The 17262-nt window shown below is 63.1% G+C and carries 16 protein-coding genes and 1 tRNA gene; 5 read left to right on the plus strand and 12 right to left on the minus strand.

The genetic code is table 11. From position 1 onward, the window contains the following. Positions 1-452 precede the first annotated feature (452 nt). The gene (locus E4680_RS02090) at positions 453-794 is read right to left on the minus strand and encodes an ArsR/SmtB family transcription factor (RefSeq protein ID WP_135280722.1); all 342 of its coding nucleotides are present in this window, start codon (positions 792-794) and stop codon (positions 453-455) included. 529 nt (positions 795-1323) lie between these two features. Next, the gene (locus E4680_RS02095; RefSeq protein WP_240696081.1) at positions 1324-2190 is read right to left on the minus strand and encodes an SDR family oxidoreductase; all 867 of its coding nucleotides are present in this window, start codon (positions 2188-2190) and stop codon (positions 1324-1326) included. 509 nt (positions 2191-2699) lie between these two features. On the opposite strand from E4680_RS02095, the gene E4680_RS02100 reads away from it, so the two are divergent. From E4680_RS02100 to E4680_RS02115, 4 genes are all read left to right on the plus strand, one after another. Beyond that, on the plus strand, positions 2700-3233 hold the full coding sequence (locus E4680_RS02100) for a DUF4142 domain-containing protein (protein ID WP_135280723.1): 534 nt from the start codon (positions 2700-2702) through the stop codon (positions 3231-3233). Between the two features lie 139 nt (positions 3234-3372). Next, entirely contained in the window at positions 3373-3561 is a 189-nt protein-coding gene (locus E4680_RS02105) for a hypothetical protein (protein ID WP_135280724.1), read from the plus strand. A 182-nt stretch (positions 3562-3743) separates the two neighbouring features. Continuing rightward, entirely contained in the window at positions 3744-4550 is an 807-nt protein-coding gene (locus E4680_RS02110) for a ferritin-like domain-containing protein (RefSeq protein ID WP_135280725.1), read from the plus strand. A gap of 26 nt (positions 4551-4576) precedes the next feature. Beyond that, positions 4577-5758 (plus strand): hypothetical protein, encoded by a 1182-nt coding sequence (locus tag E4680_RS02115; RefSeq protein ID WP_135280726.1) that lies wholly within the window; start codon positions 4577-4579, stop codon positions 5756-5758. A gap of 135 nt (positions 5759-5893) precedes the next feature. Here E4680_RS02115 and E4680_RS02120 read toward each other — a convergent pair whose 3' ends face one another. The 3 genes from E4680_RS02120 to E4680_RS02130 all read right to left on the minus strand — a co-directional run bounded on the left by E4680_RS02120 (position 5894) and on the right by E4680_RS02130 (position 7838). After that, positions 5894-6079 carry a DUF3008 family protein gene (locus E4680_RS02120; protein WP_135280727.1) on the minus strand — a complete coding sequence of 62 codons (186 nt, stop codon included), beginning with the start codon at positions 6077-6079 and terminating at the stop codon, positions 5894-5896. Between the two features lie 433 nt (positions 6080-6512). After that, a tRNA-Asn gene (locus tag E4680_RS02125) sits at positions 6513-6588 on the minus strand. A gap of 65 nt (positions 6589-6653) precedes the next feature. Next, positions 6654-7838 (minus strand): pyridoxal phosphate-dependent aminotransferase, encoded by a 1185-nt coding sequence (locus E4680_RS02130; RefSeq protein WP_135280728.1) that lies wholly within the window; start codon positions 7836-7838, stop codon positions 6654-6656. Positions 7839-7904: 66 nt separating this feature from the next. Between E4680_RS02130 and uvrB the strand changes: the two genes are divergently transcribed. Then, positions 7905-9911 carry an excinuclease ABC subunit UvrB gene (uvrB, locus tag E4680_RS02135; RefSeq protein ID WP_135280729.1) on the plus strand — a complete coding sequence of 669 codons (2007 nt, stop codon included), beginning with the start codon at positions 7905-7907 and terminating at the stop codon, positions 9909-9911. A 130-nt stretch (positions 9912-10041) separates the two neighbouring features. On the opposite strand, the gene E4680_RS02140 is transcribed toward uvrB, so the two are convergent. The 7 genes from E4680_RS02140 to E4680_RS02170 all read right to left on the minus strand — a co-directional run bounded on the left by E4680_RS02140 (position 10042) and on the right by E4680_RS02170 (position 17226). Next, positions 10042-10449 carry a YidH family protein gene (locus tag E4680_RS02140; RefSeq protein WP_135280730.1) on the minus strand — a complete coding sequence of 136 codons (408 nt, stop codon included), beginning with the start codon at positions 10447-10449 and terminating at the stop codon, positions 10042-10044. Continuing rightward, positions 10437-12041: an aminotransferase class V-fold PLP-dependent enzyme gene (locus tag E4680_RS02145; protein ID WP_135280731.1), complete on the minus strand. Its 1605-nt coding sequence runs from the start codon at positions 12039-12041 to the stop codon at positions 10437-10439. Before E4680_RS02145 ends, E4680_RS02140 begins: the two co-directional genes overlap by 13 nt. Further along, complete coding sequence (gene cysE, locus E4680_RS02150) at positions 12038-12850, minus strand: serine O-acetyltransferase (RefSeq protein WP_135280732.1); 813 nt, start codon at positions 12848-12850, stop codon at positions 12038-12040. Before cysE ends, E4680_RS02145 begins: the two co-directional genes overlap by 4 nt. 49 nt (positions 12851-12899) lie before the next feature. Further along, positions 12900-13658: an RNA methyltransferase gene (locus E4680_RS02155; protein ID WP_135280733.1), complete on the minus strand. Its 759-nt coding sequence runs from the start codon at positions 13656-13658 to the stop codon at positions 12900-12902. Then, positions 13655-15106 carry an N-acetylmuramoyl-L-alanine amidase gene (locus E4680_RS02160; protein WP_135280734.1) on the minus strand — a complete coding sequence of 484 codons (1452 nt, stop codon included), beginning with the start codon at positions 15104-15106 and terminating at the stop codon, positions 13655-13657. The genes E4680_RS02155 and E4680_RS02160 overlap by 4 nt, the downstream gene beginning before the upstream one ends. Before the next feature lie 102 nt (positions 15107-15208). Next, positions 15209-15706, minus strand: a complete 498-nt coding sequence (gene tsaE / locus E4680_RS02165; protein WP_240696082.1) for a tRNA (adenosine(37)-N6)-threonylcarbamoyltransferase complex ATPase subunit type 1 TsaE — start codon at positions 15704-15706, stop codon at positions 15209-15211. After that, positions 15703-17226, minus strand: coding sequence for an NAD(P)H-hydrate dehydratase (locus tag E4680_RS02170; protein ID WP_135280735.1), 1524 nt, complete (start codon positions 17224-17226; stop codon positions 15703-15705). The genes tsaE and E4680_RS02170 overlap by 4 nt, the downstream gene beginning before the upstream one ends. Between the last annotated feature and the right edge of the window lie 36 nt (positions 17227-17262).

The following is a 17262-nucleotide window of genomic DNA, read 5'->3' on the forward strand; positions in this document are numbered from 1 at the left end:
CCGAGGGCAGATACGATAGGCGTGCTGCGTTGCAGCGCCACCTTGGCAGGTTTTAGAGATCGGGGACGGTAGGGGACGGATGCCGCCGATCGGCCACTACGCCGCTTCAGCGGGTAATGAGTGGAGGCGCGGTTTTTCCGTTGGCGTTGGCTGCATTGAGCCTGCCCAGTTGATGGACAGCGGCTCACCGACAGCCTGATTGGTATCGGCCCCGCAGAGATCCCAGCGGTCAAGTGTTGCGAAGTGAGTGGATAACACTCGCTGCCCTCACGAGGGCGTCAGGGGGACGCATTGGACCTACGGAGGCGAGGAAGCCGCAAGCACACTCGTTCGCCGGGCCTCGATGGCGACATGGTTCAGGACAAGACGCGACGCATCGGGTCCTGGTGTGGGGACGAGGAGAAGGAACGCGGTCGGCCCCGTGGGATACCCCCTGCGGTATGCAAGGATGTTCAATCGGCGCCAGCCGGGCAGCTCAAGACGTCCATCAGCGGGGCGCAGATCGCGAGGTCGCCTTGGCAGCAATCTGCCAGCAGATAAGTCAGCAGGGCCTGCATGGCGGCATGATCTGCCGTGTAGCGGATACTGCGGCCCATCCGCGTACCCTTGATCAGACGCGCTTGCTCGAGGATGCGCAGATGAGCCGAAAGCGTATTCTGCAATACGTTCAGGCGTTCTGCGATCATGCCGGCGGGCAACCCGTCCGGGCTTTCCTGAATCAGCAGGCGGAAAATACCAAGGCGTGTGCCATGAGCTAAGGCGCCAAGCGCGTGCAGGGCATCGGTCTCGTTCATATTTCTATAATTCCAGATCTTAGGATGTATTTTCAAGGCGCCTCTTGGAAGGGACCGCGAGGAACGCTGCGGACGGTGATATCGACGTCCGGTATCAGGGGACGATGCTGTGAAATGTGCTAGTGGGCTTTGATCGCAAGCGCTCGTTCCTCGGCGGTCCATCCAGACGAGCGATCTGACTCTCCGGAAGGAATTCGATGCACATTCGCTTTGGTTGTCTCTCATGTGCCTGAAGTGGAGACAGCCGGCAATGCAAGCGTTCATGGAAGCCGCCGACGCACGACAATGCGAACGCTGGCCGCTGTGAACCGGATGGGGGACGCTGACGTCTGTCCGCGGCCCCTTTCACGGTGTGAGCGCTCGGGCAGTGACATGTTCTCGACGATCGAATCCATTAACCGTGGATCATTGCTCGAACCGAGCCTGCGCAAACGAGAGTCGTGCATCCAGAACGGGCAAGCACGCTTCGCTGGTTGTGGTGAGCCCATCAATGCCTGGCCGAGGCCCGTTCTCATGTTCCCGAGATCACCTAAAAGGCCCTTCCGCCCGTGACGGGAATAACGGCGCCGGATATGTAGGAAGCCTCCGCCCCCGCGAGGAACACATAGGCGCTAGCCAGTTCGGCCGGCTGGCCTGCGCGGCCCATTGGCGTGCTCTGACCGAAGGTCTGCAGCTTTGTGTCCCACTCGGTCCCGGGAATGAGCGGCGTCCAGATCGGGCCGGGTGCAACGGCGTTGACCCGTATGCCACGCGGCGTCAACTCCTGAGCCAAGGCTTGGGTAAATGCGACCTGTGCGGCCTTGGTCATCGCGTAATCGAGCAGGTCTGGTGTGGGGGATGACGCTTGAATGGATGCGGTGGTGATGATGCTGGCGCCGGCTTTCAGATGAGGGAGGACAGTACGCGCTACCCACAGCATTCCATACAGATTGGTCTTGAATGTCCGGTCCATTTCTGATGTCTCGAGATTCTCCAGGCCGTCCCGATTTTTCTGGTAGCCGGCATTCAAGACCAGGATATCCAGGCCACCTAGAACATCGAGAGCTTTTTGTACGGCTTCTGTGCAATAGCGTTCTTCACGAACATCGCCGGGCAGGAGCAGGCAACGGCGGCTTTCTCGCGTTACCCAGTCTTGAGTATTCTCGGCATCTTTCTGTTCTTCGGGCATATAGGAAATCGCGATATCTGCTCCTTCACGCGCAAAAGCGATTGCAACCGCGCGTCCAATACCTGAATCACCACCCGTAATGAGGGCGCGTCGACCGGTCAGCTTTCCGGACCCGACATAACTTTCCTCGCCATGATCCGGTCTAGGTATGGTCTCGTCGGTCTTTGCCGGTTGCGCCTGGGCTTGCTCCGGAAATTCGCCTTGGTGTCCACGCTTGGTGGGATCCATGGAAGATGTCATGTCGGTTCTCCTTATACGGATAAGAAACTCGTGACTTGACCGCTTAAGTTTGCTCACCTGAACTCTCATCGTCCGTGGACCGTCGATCCACGTCCAGGCGGGCTGTTTCGAACAGACAACGGCATCCTGCCGATAGTTCCGAAACTTGAATCGAGACTCGCCGAAACGGTATGGACTCACCGAAGAATCGGGTACGGACGGCGAGGGGGGTGTAATAAAAGAATCATGTTCTCTGGCGTGCATCTCAGGTTCTATTTGAGAGTTAGTTTCCAAGCCAATGAAAAAAGATAAGAAATGTCCTTATTGGCTTTGCCAGGCGCGAGCCGGAGCGCCCGTTTGAATGCCTGATCCGCAGCGCCTCTGGGTAATCTCATGACGCCCTTCGTGCAAGGCAGAACGGAACTTCATCCTACAGGGGATGGTCCTTATGGAGCGTGAAGTGGAGAGCCGTTATCGACGCATAGCATGCATTAGTCGTCATCTCTTTGGAGGTTTTCATGACGAAATATATAAGCAAGTATCTTTTGCTACTGATCGTTGGATTTGGAATTGCCCTTACAGTGCAAGCGTCTGAAAATGGCGACGCCCAAGACGCCTCGGAACGCTTCATCAAGAATGTGTCCATGTCAAGTCTCTTTGAGATCGAGGCGGCTGAAGTTGTATTCGATAGATCGAAGAATCCGGAAGTAATACGTATCGCAGAACGAATGATTCGGGATCACAAAGCATCGTCGGAGGAGCTGAAGAACATTCTGATTAAAGAAAAGCTTCGATTTCGATTTAGCATGACCCTGGATGAGGAGCATGCGGATAAGATCCGGGAACTAAAGAAGGCTTCTGAGGATAAATTCGACAAGACATATTTGACGATGCAAGAAGACGCTCATGAGGACACCATAGACGAGTTCGAGCGCTTCCTGGACGCCAAGGACACCCATCCTGAACTCAGGAAGTTTGCAGAGCGGAATTTGCCGATCATCAAGCAGCATCATCAAAAAATCGATAATGCTGAAAGGATGAGAGCGAACTGATCGGATAATTTATTTGGGAGGCGCCGCAGGATCGCCTGTGAAACATCGGTGATTGGATCCGCGCTTAAAGAAGCGACTTCGGATGGCTGGAAGCGGAGGAATGCTATGGCTCGGAGCGCAACCAACACCGGAGTAGCTTTTGGCGCTGGAATCGATCCACGTTCAGGATTCACGGGTGTGGTGGCGGATTCCGTTGGCTGAATTCGCGTACACGGAAGCTGAGGCGTGCCGTTTTGGATTGATGCGTCTTGTCATCGGCTGCGCGACTGAGGCCAGCCTTAAGAACCAAGGAGGTACGGGCAATGACAATCGATCGCAAATGCTCTGACGAAGAAGCTCACAACTCGGTATGTGCCGGGATGGATATGGGCCGTCGATGCCAAATCGTGAGCAAGGGCGGGCAACGGCGCGCCGGCAATTCCTGAGCCCAGTGACGAAGCCGTACTCGCTCATGCGCGTGTCGTTATCGCTTTTTTAGATGGTCGAATCGACATCAGGAGAGGTCATTCTATGCAAGCTACCACTTTTGGCCTGAATCGTACCGGGGCTGACATGTCGCCCCGCGATACCCATACGATGGCATCAGCCGCAGACAAGGCGAGCCCGGAGCGTTTGATACTTACGCCTGAAATGGACATGCAACGGCTGGCCGATGCAAGGGACGCGGAGTCCATCGGCTCGGTTCCGCCACCGCTCTCGCTGAAGGGCGTGGTGAAGGCTGGCATGGCTGTACTGGAAGGCGGCGCTCCGGCCGTCTTCATCGATAAGCTGGGCGAGCGGTTAGCCTTCGAACGGTCCGGGACGCGGCTCTATGATGCGTTGATCATCAAGTACCAAGCGGCGCGGGAAACCGGAAATGAGGTGCTGCCGACGGCCGCAGAGGCGCTCAAAAGCTCGCCGGGTGCGGCCGTACTCGTCGATGTGCTCCAAGAGGATCCTCTGGAGAGTTTGGTGCGGATCCGGAACGAGGAACTCGCCCATTTCCAAATGCTCTGCGACTGCATGAAGCGCATGGGCGGTGATCCGACGGCCATGACACCCTGTGCCGACGTGGCAGGTACAGCGACCGGCGGCATCCTGCAGGTCGTTACCGATCCGCGGACGACACTCGCCCAGGCGTTGACGGCCATCCTGAGCGCTGAGCTTACCGATCAGGCCGGCTGGGACCTTCTTGAACTGTTGGCGCGGGACGTGGGTCAGCCGGATCTGGCGACCTTGTTTCATGGCGCGCTCGAAGAGGAGCAAGCGCATGTCGACATCATCCGTAGCTGGTTGGCCCATTTGCTTTCCGGCGAGGCCGGAACAGTCGCGGTCTGAGCATCGATCACGGAGGGTTAAATCGTATGACCATCAATCTGTTGCAAGATAAAGGCGCCACGCTTGATCGGCAGCGATTCACGTGGAGGGACATGGTCGGCAAACCGATCAGTAAACTCGATGACGACGCGTTCACCCGCGTTCGCGTCGTGCTGATGAACGGCATCGAATCAGATTCGATCCGCACCAAGCAGACCGCACTGCGGATGAATCTTCCCCTGCGCGAGAAACTGGCGCAGTTGATGCGCGCCGAGCAGCATCAGGAAACCTGCATCAACTGGTTGCTGGGCCCGGACCATTCGCCGCTCGAGACCACCATCGCCTACGAACAGGTCGCCATCGAGGTGACCGCCTCCATTGCCCAGCTCGAGCAGGACGATTATCAGTCGCAAAGCTATCGGTATGCACTGCTCGAGGATTTCGACCATCTGTATCGCTACGCCGCTTTGCTGGATCGGCTGGAGGGCAAGGACGCGAACAACATCACGCAGGGCTACACGGACATCATCCCGGGGCGGCCCACGCTGGTGCATCATCGCGCGCCCGAGCACGAGCTGACGGAGCCCTATGCCCGCGATGCGGCGCTCGCCACCAAGCTTCACGCCCTGACCTTGGTGTCCGGTGAATACCAGACGCACGACTACTACATGCACTTCGGCCCCACCTTCGCCGATCCGGTGGCGCGGCAGCTCTATGCGGAGATCGCCTCGGTCGAGTCCCAGCACATCACGCATTACGGCTGCATGCTCAATCCCGAGGAATCGCTGCTGGAAAAGCTGCTGATCTGCGAGGCCAATGAGGTGTGGAACTACGCGGCCTGCGCTCAGCAGGAGTCCAATCCCCGGCTGAAGGCACTGTGGGAGCGGTTCCTCGATTACGAACTGGGTCACCTGCAACTGGCGCGGCAGCTGTTCCAGGATGTCGAGCGGCGTGATCCGGCCGAGGTGCTGGGCGACGGCATCCTGCCGCCGGGGATCCGTTACGAAAGCCAGCGCGAGTATGTGCGCCGTGTCCTGGCCGATGAAGTGTCGCTGCGCAAGAACGGTACGCGCTTCGTGCCGGAATCTGAGGAAGGGGCTTCCTCGCTCGAGTACCGCGAAGCCATCAATGCCGAGGGCTCGCCGTCTGGGATGGTCTCGGCAACCTATCATTGGGAGGCGGGCACCGAGCTGGTTCGTCAGGACCCGCACCAACGGTTGGCCGGCTGATCGGCTCTGAGACGCGCCCATGGTACCAGCCATGGGCGCTGAGACGGAGATCTCTGGGGGTTGCGGTGTGTTAACAGCCCCGTCAGACGATGGGAAAGGATCGCGGGGGCATAGTTGGACACCCCTGGTCTGCTGTCAGCTTGATTTGTGCTCGGGCTTGTCTTGGCGCGGGGTGGACGCCAGCTCTTCAAGTTGGCGCTCGCTCATCGACTCGTACATCTGGCGCGCTGGCCCTTGGAGCTGCGTCTTGGATGTCTCGCCGCGCTTTGCGGCCAAAGCGGCGCCGGCTGCCTTTTGCTGTGCCTTTGATTTCGCGGGCATAGCGACACTCCTCTGGACAAAGTGACGCACTTTGTGACCGAGGGTTCGTGGCAAGGTTCCGTATTGCGGGGACGATCGGTCGGCTTCCGCCGGTTTGTTGGCACGGCGCGAGCGGGGCGTAGGTTACCAAGGCGGTCATATTGAGCGATGCCTCGATGACTCAATCGGGACCAGGCTTAAGTCAAGAACAGGCCGGCATTCTGACGAGCCAGATCACCATACAGGCATCCGGTGGGCTCCGAAGTGCTTCGGGCTTCATCGCGTGGGATAAAGATCACCAGCCTGAACGAGAGCAGACGGGGGGTATCTGTGTCGCGCGATGCGTTATGACGCGCGGTGCCAAGGAGCAGAGGCGAGACATGCAACGCCTTTTCAGGCGCAGGGGGCCGCGGGGAATAACGGCGGAGCGGTGCCGCCGCGATTCATTTGAAATTGGCTCCCCGGGACGGGCTCGAACCGCCGACCCGGTGATTAACAGTCACCTGCTCTACCGACTGAGCTACCGGGGAACAACAAGCCGTAAATCCTAGCCGACGCCCCGGTCCGCGTCAAGGCAGATCGGGGCCGGTTAGACTTAGCCGAGCGCTTGTGCGAGCCGGTCCAGCGCCTTGTCCAGCAACGTCTGGCTGGTCGCGTAGGACAGGCGCATATGACCGGGGCTGCCGAAGGCTGAGCCGGGGACCAGGGCGACCAGGGCTTCGTTGAGCAGGAATTCGCCGAGTGCGATGTCGTCGGCCAGATCGTCGCGCCGTTGCAACACCTCGGAGAAGTCCGGGAAGGCATAGAACGTTCCGTCGGACGGCAGACAGCGCACGCCGGGCAACGCATTGAGGCGAGCCACCACCGCGTCGTGACGCTGGCGGAAGGCCTTGACCATCTCGGTCACGCAGGACTGATCGCCCTGCAGCGCTGCTTCCGCCGCAACCTGCGAAATGGACGTGGGATTGGATGTGCTCTGGGATTGAACCTTGGTCATGGCCTGGATCAGCGCCTGCGGCCCGGCCGCGTAGCCGATGCGCCAACCCGTCATGGCATGGCTCTTGGACACCCCGTTGATGACCACGGTCCGCTCCACCAGATCCGGGCAAGCCATGGCGATGTTGACGAACGGCTCACCGGTCCACAGGATGACTTCATAGATGTCGTCGCTGGCGATGAGGACATCGGGGTGGCGACGCAGCACGTCCCCCAGGGCCTCGAGTTCAGCGCGGCTGTAGGCCTTGCCGGTCGGGTTGGACGGGCTGTTGAGGACCAGGAGCCGGGTACGCGGGGTGATCGCTGCTTCGAGTTGCGCCGCGGTGATCTTGAAGCCGGCATCCATCGTGGTTGGGACGATGACTGGCGTAGCATCGGCGATCAGCACCATGTCCGGATACGAGACCCAATAGGGTGCGGGGATGATGACTTCGTCGCCGGCATCGAGCAGGGCGAGGCACAGGTTGAAAAAGCTCTGCTTGGCGCCGCAGGAGACCAGAAGCTGCTTGGGCGTGTAGCGCAAGTGATTGTCGCGCTCGAATTTCTCGATGATTGCCTGCTTCAGCCCGGTCGTGCCGTCGACCGCCGTATACTTGGTAAAACCGCGCGCGATTGCCTCGGCCGCTGCGGTCTTGATGTGTTCGGGCGTATCAAAATCCGGCTCCCCGGCGCCGAGGCCGATCACGTCCTTGCCGCTGGCTTTGAGCGCCGCCGCGCGAGCGGTGACCGCAAGGGTGGGGGAGGGCTTGATGCGTTGAACGCGCTGAGACAAACGAATGCCCAAGATAATGTCCTCTCGATGCGGCTGCCAAATAACCGCTCATCATAACCACCGCTCTGGACCATCGCAATGACCAACCGATTCGAAGTACATGCCGATTACGCCCCCGCCGGCGACCAGCCGGACGCCATCGCGCGTCTGGTGGAAGGGCTCGAGGATGGCTTGGCCCGACAGATCCTGCTGGGGGTGACCGGTTCGGGCAAGACCTTCAGCATCGCGCATGTCATCGCCAAACTGCAGCGTCCCGCCCTGATCCTGGCGCCGAACAAGACGCTCGCCGCCCAGCTCTATGGCGAGATGAAAGGCTTTTTCCCGCGTAACGCGGTGGAGTACTTCGTTTCCTACTACGACTACTACCAGCCCGAGGCCTATGTCGCCTCGACCGACACCTATATCGAAAAGGATGCCTCGATCAACGAACACATCGAGCAGATGCGTCTGTCGGCCACCAAGGCCATGTTGGAGCGACGCGACGCCATCGTCGTCGCCAGTGTTTCGGCGATTTATGGCTTGGGTGATCCCGAAGCGTACTTCAGCATGGTGCTGCATCTGCTGCCGGGCGATCGCATCGATCAGCGCGTGTTGCTGCGCCGTCTCGCGGAACTGCAGTACACCCGCAACGAAATCGAACTGGGGCGGGGCACTTACCGCGTGCGCGGGGATGTCATCGACATCTTCCCCGCCGAATCGGAGCAGGAAGCGGTGCGCGTCGAGCTGTTCGACGATGAAATCGAATCGATCCGCAGCTTCGATCCGCTCACCGGCGAGCTGGGCCGTCCGTTGTCGCGCTATACCATCTATCCCAAGACCCACTACGTCACGCCACGCGAAACGCTGCTCGCCGCCGTCGAACAGATTCGCATCGATCTCAAGCAGCGGCTCGAAAGCCTGCGCGCGCAAAATCGCCTGCTCGAAGCCCAACGGCTGGAGCAGCGCACTCAGTTCGACCTGGAGATGATCGCCGAGCTCGGCTATTGCTCGGGGATCGAGAACTACTCGCGCTATCTGTCCGGCCGCCAGCCAGGCGAACCGCCACCGACCCTGTTCGATTACCTGCCGCCCGACGCATTGCTGGTGATCGATGAAAGTCATGTCACCATTCCCCAGCTGGGTGCCATGTACAAGGGTGACCGATCGCGCAAGGAAAACCTGGTCGAGTATGGCTTTCGGCTGCCTTCGGCGCTGGATAACCGGCCGCTCCGCTTCGAAGAGTTCGAACGCCTCGCGCCGCAGACGATCTTCGTCTCCGCCACGCCCGGACCCTATGAGCTCTCGCACAATGACGCCGTGATCGAACAGGTGGTCCGCCCGACCGGGCTCGTCGATCCGCAGGTGGAAGTGCGCCCCGCGCGCACCCAGGTCGACGATGTTCTGGGGGAAATCCGCATCCGCGCCGAGGCCGGTGAACGCGTGCTCATCACCACGCTCACCAAACGCATGGCCGAGGACCTCACCGACTTTCTGGCTGAGCACAACGTCCGCGTGCGCTACATGCATTCGGACATCGACGCTGTCGAGCGCGTCGAGCTGGTGCGTGGCCTGCGGCTGGGCGAGTTTGACGTGCTGGTCGGCATCAACCTGTTGCGCGAAGGCCTGGACATGCCCGAGGTGTCGCTGGTGGCCGTGCTCGACGCCGACAAGGAAGGCTTTCTGCGCTCCGAGCGCTCGCTGATCCAGACCATCGGTCGCGCCGCTCGCAATCTCAACGGCCGCGCGATTCTCTACGCCGACTATGTGACCGACTCCATGCGTCGGGCCATCGACGAGACCGATCGGCGCCGCCAAAAGCAGGAAACCTTCAACGCCGAACACGGCATCACCCCGCAGGGCATCCGCAAGCGCGTCGAGGACATTCTCGAGACCGGCCGCGCCATTCCCGGCCGCAAGCTGCAGGACAAGAGCCGGCGCCTGCGGCCCGAGGATCGACGCCTGCTCACCGATCCCGCGGCCATGGACAAGAAGGTCCGCGAACTCGAAGCCCGCATGCAGCGCCATGCGCGTGATCTGGAATTCGAGCAGGCCGCCAAGGTTCGCGACGAAATCCGTCGCCTGCGCGACGCCCAGATCGCGGAGTGAGTCGCAACCCGACGCGCTTTCATCACGCGGTTGCCCGAAAAAGCGGCGCGTCTTTATCCCCGCGGGTGCGGGGAATACGGTATGAGAATAGGCGAACCGCTGTGGCTTGAGCGGGCCCGTGCGCGCCCGCTCAGCGTGCCGGCAATCCGGCGGCGGCATGGGGCATCAGCGTCGATTGCAGCCCGAGGTGAATCATCAGGCCCAGACCCAGCAGCGCGACGGCCAGCGCGAGCAGAGAGCCGAAATGAACGGCGTAACCGGGTGGAATCTCGACCGGTCGCAGGGTTTTCAGCGCGCGATGGTATTGGAATACCGAGCCGAGGGCCGCGAAGACGCCCAGAGCGATGAAGGCGAGGCCGACCCAGAACGAACCGCCGCGAGGGATAGGTGCGCCGGGCGGGGAGAACAGCATGTGAGCGAACAGCCCGAAGCGCTCCACGGCGAAGCCGAAGGCCATGAGCGTCAGACTGGTTCGGTTCCAGGCCAGCAGCGTGCGCTCGGCGGCCATGAAAACCCGGGGGTCGTTCAGCTCGGACATGCGGTGCTCGGCGCGGCGGGCGCCTGCTGTTCGGGCGAGTGGGCGAGGGCCCGCTTCAGGGCGTCTTCGACGGTAAGGGTCACGCCGCGCTGGGCGCCTGTGAGGGCCAGCGCCTCGGCCATCGCGGCGCCGGTCAGATTTGCCGCCGCAGTCTGATCACGCCCTTCCAGCCAATCGGCGCACCAGGCGGCTGCGGCGAGTGTGGCGGGACAGCCCCAGGCGCTGAAGCGGGCCTGTTCGATGCGACGCCCATCGATGGCCAGATTCCAGCGCACCCAAGCACCGTGCTGTGGCGTGCCGGCTTCTCCTTGAACGACCCCTGGTGCCGGCCTCAGGTGGCCGGTTCGAGGCAATCGCGCGAACCAGTCACATACGGCTGGGCTGTAGGCGGGGGGCAGGGTGGTGGGGCCGGGCAACTGGTCGACCGGTTCTCCGGCGGCGACCCGTTGCAGGCGAATGATCGCCCGGCGCAGGGCCGCAGCGGCCCGATCGATATCGGCTTCGCGGGTCCAACGGCCAGGGGAGAGGCGCAGTGCACCCTGTGCGGTCACCGGGTCCAGTCCAAGGGACTGCAGCACGGCGGACGGTTCGCCCTCGGCGGCGCTGCAGGCCGAGCCGGCGGACGCTGAAACCGTGTCCCACAGGCTGGCAAGCAGGCTTGCGCGCGCCGCGCCCCGGATGACGACATTGCGAATGCCCGGTACGCGGGGCGTGTCCGAGCCGATCCAGACCAGATCCGGCACATCGGCGAGAGCTGTTTCGAGCCGGGCAACGAGATCGGTAAGACGGGCCTGTTCGGTCTCGCGCTCCTGCATGACGATGTCGGCGGCTGCGCCCATGCCGACGATCTGGTGGACCGCCAGCGTTCCGGCACGGCGTTCGCGCTCCTGACCACCGCCGTGCATCTGTGCGACAAGTCCGGCGCGCGGTCGATCGCGTACGAACAGCGCACCGATACCCTGTGGGCCGTAGAACTTGTGTGCAGACAGCGACAGATAATCCACCGCCAGCGTCTCCACGTCGATGGCCAGTCGGCCGGCGCTCTGCGCGGCATCGACATGGAACCGGACGTTGCGTTCACGGCACATGGCGCCCAGCGCCGCGATATCGTGGATGATGCCGGTTTCGTTGTTGACCTGCATGAGGGACACCAGCACGGTATCCGGCCGCAGCGCGGCGGCCAGCTGGTCCGGATGGATGCGCCCGTCAGCAGCAGGCTGCAAGCGGGTGACGTGCCAGCCCTGTGCTTCCAGCGACCCGACCGGCTCCAGTACCGCGGGGTGCTCGGTCAGGGCGGTGACGAGATGTCGGCCGCGGGCCGCATAGAACGCGCAGGCGCCTTTGATGGCGAGGTTGTTCGCCTCGGTGGCCCCGCTGGTGAACACGATCTCGCGCGGGGTGGCGCCGATCAGCCGGGCGACCTGGGCACGAGCCGCCTCCACAGCGGCGGCGGCGTGCTGGCCGTAGGGATGCTGGATGGCGGAAGGATTGCCATGACCGTGCGTGGGACCGAGTACGGCGGTCATCGCGGCGATCACCCGGGGATCGGTGGGCGTGGTTGCGGCGTGGTCCAGATAGACCGGTTCGCTCATGGTCCCGACCTGGAATGTGCTGCGTTCCCGGGAGGTTCAGGGCGCGCTTGGGCGGATTCTTCCATGGGAATGACGTCGCACGGTGGCGGCGCCGGGAGCGGTTCGCCGGTTTCACCTTCGAGGCGGTGCAGCCGCTCGCCCAGGGTCTGTAGGCATTCGTCCATGGCATGGATGTGATCGAGCATGCCGTTGATGGCATGAGCCACCGGGTCAGGCATCTCGCGGGTGAGCCCGTAGGCATCGAAGCCCATGCGCTCCGCAATGGCCTGGCGTTTGGCATCCGGGGCGGGACGGGTAGTCTCGCGCACGACCCGTGCCGGAATGCCGACTACGGTCGCATCCGGCGGCACGTCGCGAACGACCACGGCATTGGAGCCCACGCGGGCGTTCGCACCGATCCGGATCGGCCCCAGGATCTTGGCGCCGGCACCCACGACGACGCCCTGTTCCAGGCTGGGGTGTCGCTTCCCGCCCGCCCAGCTGGTGCCGCCCAGGGTCACCCCGTGATAGAGCGTGCAGTCATCGGCGACTTCGGCGGTTTCGCCGATCACGACGCCCATGCCGTGATCGATGAAAAAGCGTCGCCCCAATCGGGCGCCCGGATGGATCTCGATGCCGGTCAGCCAGCGCCCCACGTGCGACAACAGTCGTGCCGGCCAGAGCAGGCCGCGCCGCCACAGGGCATGGCTCGCTCGATGCAGCCAGATGGCGTGGAGTCCGGGGTAGGCGGTCAGCACCTCGCGGATACTGCGCGCTGCCGGATCGCGCTCGAAGACGCATTGAATGTCTTCCCGCAGGCGTTCCCACATGATTCGGTTCCGATTACTGGCGGAGGCGCAACGCCTCCTGTGCGGATCATTATACGTTGCGGTCCGATGCGCCACCGGGGCGGCGGGTGCGGCCGCCCTGGATAGCGCTCAGAATCCCGCGCAGGATATTGATTTCCTCGACTTCCGGTTGCGCCCGGTTGGACAGCCGCCGAAGTCGCCGCATCAACTGGCGGGGATTGCCCCGGTCGAGAAAACCGATCTCGGCCAGTACCTCTTCCAGATGCGCGTGGAAGTTTTCCAAGGCTGCGCTGCTGGCCGGTGTGCCTGGTGTATCGGGTGCTTCGACCGGGCTGGCCGGGCCGTCAAGCATCGCCATGCGCCATTCATAGGCCACGACCTGAACTGCTGCGGCAAGGTTGAGCGAGCCGTATTCCGGATTGGATGGGATGTTCACCCGCACATGGCACAGGTCCAATTCTTCATTGGTCAACCCGGTCCGTTCGCGTCCGAACACCAGTGCCGCGTTGGTCTGTTCGCCGAGATGCGTCAGATGCTGCGCCGCTTGGCGCGCTGTCAGAGACGGACCCGAGAGCGAGCGGGGTCGCGCACTGAGTCCGGCCACCCAGTGACAGCCGGCGAGCGCCGCTGGCAGTGTCGGGTGGATGCAGGCCTGTTCGAGCAGGTCTTCGGCCCCGGCGGCCATGGCGACCGCCTGGGGGTCGGGAAAACGCTCCGGAGCCACCAGATGCAGTTCGCTGAGCCCCATGGTTTTCATGGCTCGAGCCGTGGCGCCGATGTTGCCCGGATGGGAGGTGCCCACCAGCACGATGCGTGGTGCACGACTCATGGACTCAGTGCCGGATCGCCCGCCAGTGACAGCTCGGATTCCTGGGCCTGGGCCATGCTGGCGAAACGGGTATCCGGCATGCGCTCCAGGGCATATGCCCGCAGCCCGCTAAAAATCGCCGATGCGATGCGCCGCTGATGGGAAGGATCTTTCAGGCGGCGCTCTTCATGTGGATTGGTGATGAACGCGGTTTCCACGAGGATCGACGGAATGTCCGGCGACTTGAGTACCAGAAACCCCGCCTGCTGGACAGCTTCCTTGTGCAGTGGGCCGAGACGACCGAGTTCGCCCAGAACCCGGTCGGCGAGCAGGAAACTGGCGTCGATGGTGGCCGTCTGGGACAGATCCAAAAGCACTTGAGCGAGCACATCGTCCTTGTCATGCAGCTTGACCCCGCCGACCAGATCTGCAGCGTTTTCCCGTTCGGCCAGCCAGCGTGCGGCTTCGCTCGTGGCGCCGCGTTGGGACAGGACATACACCGACGAACCCCGGCTGGAGGTGTTCTTGAACGCGTCGGCATGCACCGAGACGAATAAATCAGCCTGGTGCTTGCGAGCTTTCTGAATGCGTTGTCGCAAGGTGAGAAAATAATCCCCATCCCGGATGAGCACCGCTTTCATGCCCGGTTCCCGATCGATGCGCCGCGCCAGCTCTCGGGCGATTCCAAGCGTGACGTCCTTTTCGCGTGTACCGCTGCCGCCTACCGCACCCGGATCCTTGCCCCCGTGTCCGGCATCGACGGCAATGATGATCGGTCCTGGCTTGACGGTGCGTTTCAGTACCGTCGCCGGGGCTGGGTTCGCTGGAACGGGGGGCTGGGTCGTGACCGGCTCGGCGCGCGCTGTGGGCGTGGCGGGCTTGACGGTCGGGGTTGCGCCTGGTGGGCGCTCGGCTTCTGCTTTCGCGACAGTGATGGGGGGATCGGTCTTGACCGTAACGGGCGGTTTGGATGGGACCGCGATCTTCTCGGGTGAACGGCTCTGGGTTTCCTGCGTCACGACGGGCGTTGGCGACGCAGCCGTGTTGACTGCGCGGACCGGTGCGGTGGCGATCATGCGCGGTGCATGACGCAGCTCCACGGCCAAGCGGTATTCGCCACGCTGGTTTTTCTCCAGTTGGGCACGCGAATCCCGTGGCTTTTCGGTCAGATCGAGCACGACCCGGAGCGCGCCGCGTTCGCGTGAACCACTGCGGACCAGCGTAACGATACTCCCCGGTGCCTGCAGACCGAGCATGCGCGAAGGGACGCCGGACCCATTCAGATCGATCACCAGGCGCGGGGGGTTGTCCAAGGTCAGCAGCGTGTGCTGAGCGGGGCCGCTCAAGGGCAGGAAAACACGTGTGACTGCGCGTTCGGTCTCGATCTGGGCGATCTGAGTCGTTCCGGAGGCGGCCCATAGCGGGAGGGCGGTGCAGCACAGCAGCATCAGCGCGATCCAGCGTTTCATGATGATCCCCCTAGCGAGTCGAAACAAAATGTTAGAGCCGACGCCTGGAAGAATCAAGAAGATTCATTTGGATAGGTCGCTTTCCTAAACCTCTTGCGAGATTCATGGTGCAGTATGTTGTTGAATAAAGGTGACCCACGCATCGAGTAGCGCCGCTCCGGCGCTGCTGAGGGCACTGATGCGAACCTGGCGACCGGGTGGGCAGTGTTTCCACTCCAGCCGAATATCGGCCGGTGGTAAGTGTCCTTTACCGTTGCTCGGCCATTCGATGAACCAGACGGCGGGGATGGACCAGAGGTCTGCCAGTCCGAGTTCGTCCAGTTCGTCTGGAGCCCCGAGCCGGTACAGGTCCAGATGGTGCACCGGCCAGCCGGTGGGAGTGTCGTAGGTCTCGTGCAGGGTATAGGTCGGGCTGCGTACGGTACCGCTCCATCCCCAGGAGCGCAGAACGGAACGAACCCAACTGGTCTTGCCCGCGCCAAGATCCCCATCGAGCAGCACGACGAGCGGTGGACTGGCACAGCGGGCAAAGGCGTGCGCCAGGGCATCGGTGGCCTCGGGCGTGGGGAGATTGGTCCGATAGTGGTCGGCCAGCTTCACGGCCGGATCTCCGGAAGCGCCAGAAGCGGCGCGATGCGATCCAGCACATCGCTGGCGAGCATGCCAGCATGACCCAGTGTCTGCGCCGCATGGGCGCCGGCGTGCAGCTGCAGGCGGACGGCGCCCCGCGCGGCTGCTACCGGCGCAAGGCCCTGGGCGAGCAGGCCGGCAGCGAGTCCGGTCAGCACATCGCCCATCCCGCCGCTGGCAAGTCCCGGATTCGCGCCGGCACACAGAGCGATTTGCTGCCCGTCGTCGATGAGCGTCCCGGCGCCCTTGAGCAGTGCGACGCCGCCATAGCGATCGGTCAGTGCCCGCACGGCGGCCAGGCGGTCGGCCTGGATTTCGGCCGTCGTTACGCCCAGCAGCCGCGCGGCCTCGGCCGGGTGCGGGGTGAGAATCCAGTTCTCGCGCCAGCAAGGGCACTCGGCCAGTAGGTTCAGCCCATCAGCATCCACCACCAGCGGGCCGGGCGCTGCGAGAGTGGCTGAAAACAGCTGCTCGGACCACGAACTTCGGCCCAGTCCGGGTCCCAGCGCACGCACCGTACTGCGCGCTAGCAGCGGCGCGAGGTCCTCGGCGGTCTGGATCCCGGCTACCATCAGCTCCGGCCGTCCGATGCCGGCCGCGGCTGCGTGCTCGGGGGCCGTTGCGACGCTGACCAGACCCGCACCCACCCGCAATGCCGCTTCGGCCGCCATTCTGGCCGCGCCGGCCATGCCCACGCCGCCTCCGACGACGAGCACGTGACCGAACTGGCCTTTGTGCGCGGTCGGTGAGCGGGGCGGTAGCAGCATCTCCGGTGGCGTGTCAGCGGGCCACAGCCGACAGGCGCCGGGTAGTCCGGCGCCGAGATCGTCTGGCGCACCGAGCCGGTCGAGAATGAGCGTGCCGCAGCAGTCCGGGCCGGCGCCGGTGTAAAGCCCTGGTTTGGGCGCAATGAAGCTCACGGTCATGGCTGCCTGCACGGCGATGCCCCGCATCACTCCGGTGTCGGTGCACAGCCCCGACGGTGTGTCGATGGCCAGTACCGGGGCCGGGTGCGCATTCAGGGTTGAGATCACGTCATGCGCCACGCCGCTTGCGGGGCGTGCCAACCCGGTTCCGAAAAGCGCATCCACCCAGGCGTCCACATCTGCCGTGCGCAGGCTGCCAGCGTCCAGCGGCTCGATCTGTCCGTCTGAGGCGAGAAAATCCTGCGCCGCGCGCCGCGCCGCGCCGCGCAGGGATTCCACCGGCGCCATGGCCCAGAGCCGAACGGAGAGACCCCATGCCCGGGCGAGGGCGGCGATCACATATCCGTCGCCGCCGTTGTTCCCCGGTCCGCAAATCACGCCCAGCCGCCGCCGTTGGGGCCAATGCCGGCGCAACCGGAAAAACGCGGCGCGGCCGGCCCGGCGCATCAAGGTGTAATCGTCGATATGCTCGCGGGCCATGAGGCGCGCATCCAGCTGACGCATTTCGCTGGCCCGGTAGGCCCACAGCGGAGCCGCGTCGCTTGGCTCGCCGACAGAAGGCATAAGGTGGTGTCCTCTTGGGAATGACCGCGGTGAGGA

The organism is Candidatus Macondimonas diazotrophica (assembly GCF_004684205.1).
GTDB lineage: Bacteria > Pseudomonadota > Gammaproteobacteria > UBA5335 > UBA5335 > Macondimonas > Macondimonas diazotrophica.

What these genes read in the sequence shown, in the direction of transcription:
- E4680_RS02170 (WP_135280735.1), bottom strand. Translation starts at nt 17,226, where the DNA reads ATGCCTTCTGTCGGCGAGCCAAGCGACGCGGCTCCGCTGTGGGCCTAC.
- E4680_RS02100 (WP_135280723.1), top strand. Translation starts at nt 2,700, where the DNA reads ATGACGAAATATATAAGCAAGTATCTTTTGCTACTGATCGTTGGATTT.
- E4680_RS02095 (WP_240696081.1), bottom strand. Translation starts at nt 2,190, where the DNA reads ATGGATCCCACCAAGCGTGGACACCAAGGCGAATTTCCGGAGCAAGCC.
- E4680_RS02160 (WP_135280734.1), bottom strand. Translation starts at nt 15,106, where the DNA reads ATGAAACGCTGGATCGCGCTGATGCTGCTGTGCTGCACCGCCCTCCCG.
- E4680_RS02090 (WP_135280722.1), bottom strand. Translation starts at nt 794, where the DNA reads ATGAACGAGACCGATGCCCTGCACGCGCTTGGCGCCTTAGCTCATGGC.
- E4680_RS02115 (WP_135280726.1), top strand. Translation starts at nt 4,577, where the DNA reads ATGACCATCAATCTGTTGCAAGATAAAGGCGCCACGCTTGATCGGCAG.
- E4680_RS02145 (WP_135280731.1), bottom strand. Translation starts at nt 12,041, where the DNA reads ATGAGCGAACCGGTCTATCTGGACCACGCCGCAACCACGCCCACCGAT.
- uvrB (WP_135280729.1), top strand. Translation starts at nt 7,905, where the DNA reads ATGACCAACCGATTCGAAGTACATGCCGATTACGCCCCCGCCGGCGAC.
- E4680_RS02155 (WP_135280733.1), bottom strand. Translation starts at nt 13,658, where the DNA reads ATGAGTCGTGCACCACGCATCGTGCTGGTGGGCACCTCCCATCCGGGC.
- E4680_RS02120 (WP_135280727.1), bottom strand. Translation starts at nt 6,079, where the DNA reads ATGCCCGCGAAATCAAAGGCACAGCAAAAGGCAGCCGGCGCCGCTTTG.
- E4680_RS02140 (WP_135280730.1), bottom strand. Translation starts at nt 10,449, where the DNA reads ATGTCCGAGCTGAACGACCCCCGGGTTTTCATGGCCGCCGAGCGCACG.
- cysE (WP_135280732.1), bottom strand. Translation starts at nt 12,850, where the DNA reads ATGTGGGAACGCCTGCGGGAAGACATTCAATGCGTCTTCGAGCGCGAT.
- E4680_RS02110 (WP_135280725.1), top strand. Translation starts at nt 3,744, where the DNA reads ATGCAAGCTACCACTTTTGGCCTGAATCGTACCGGGGCTGACATGTCG.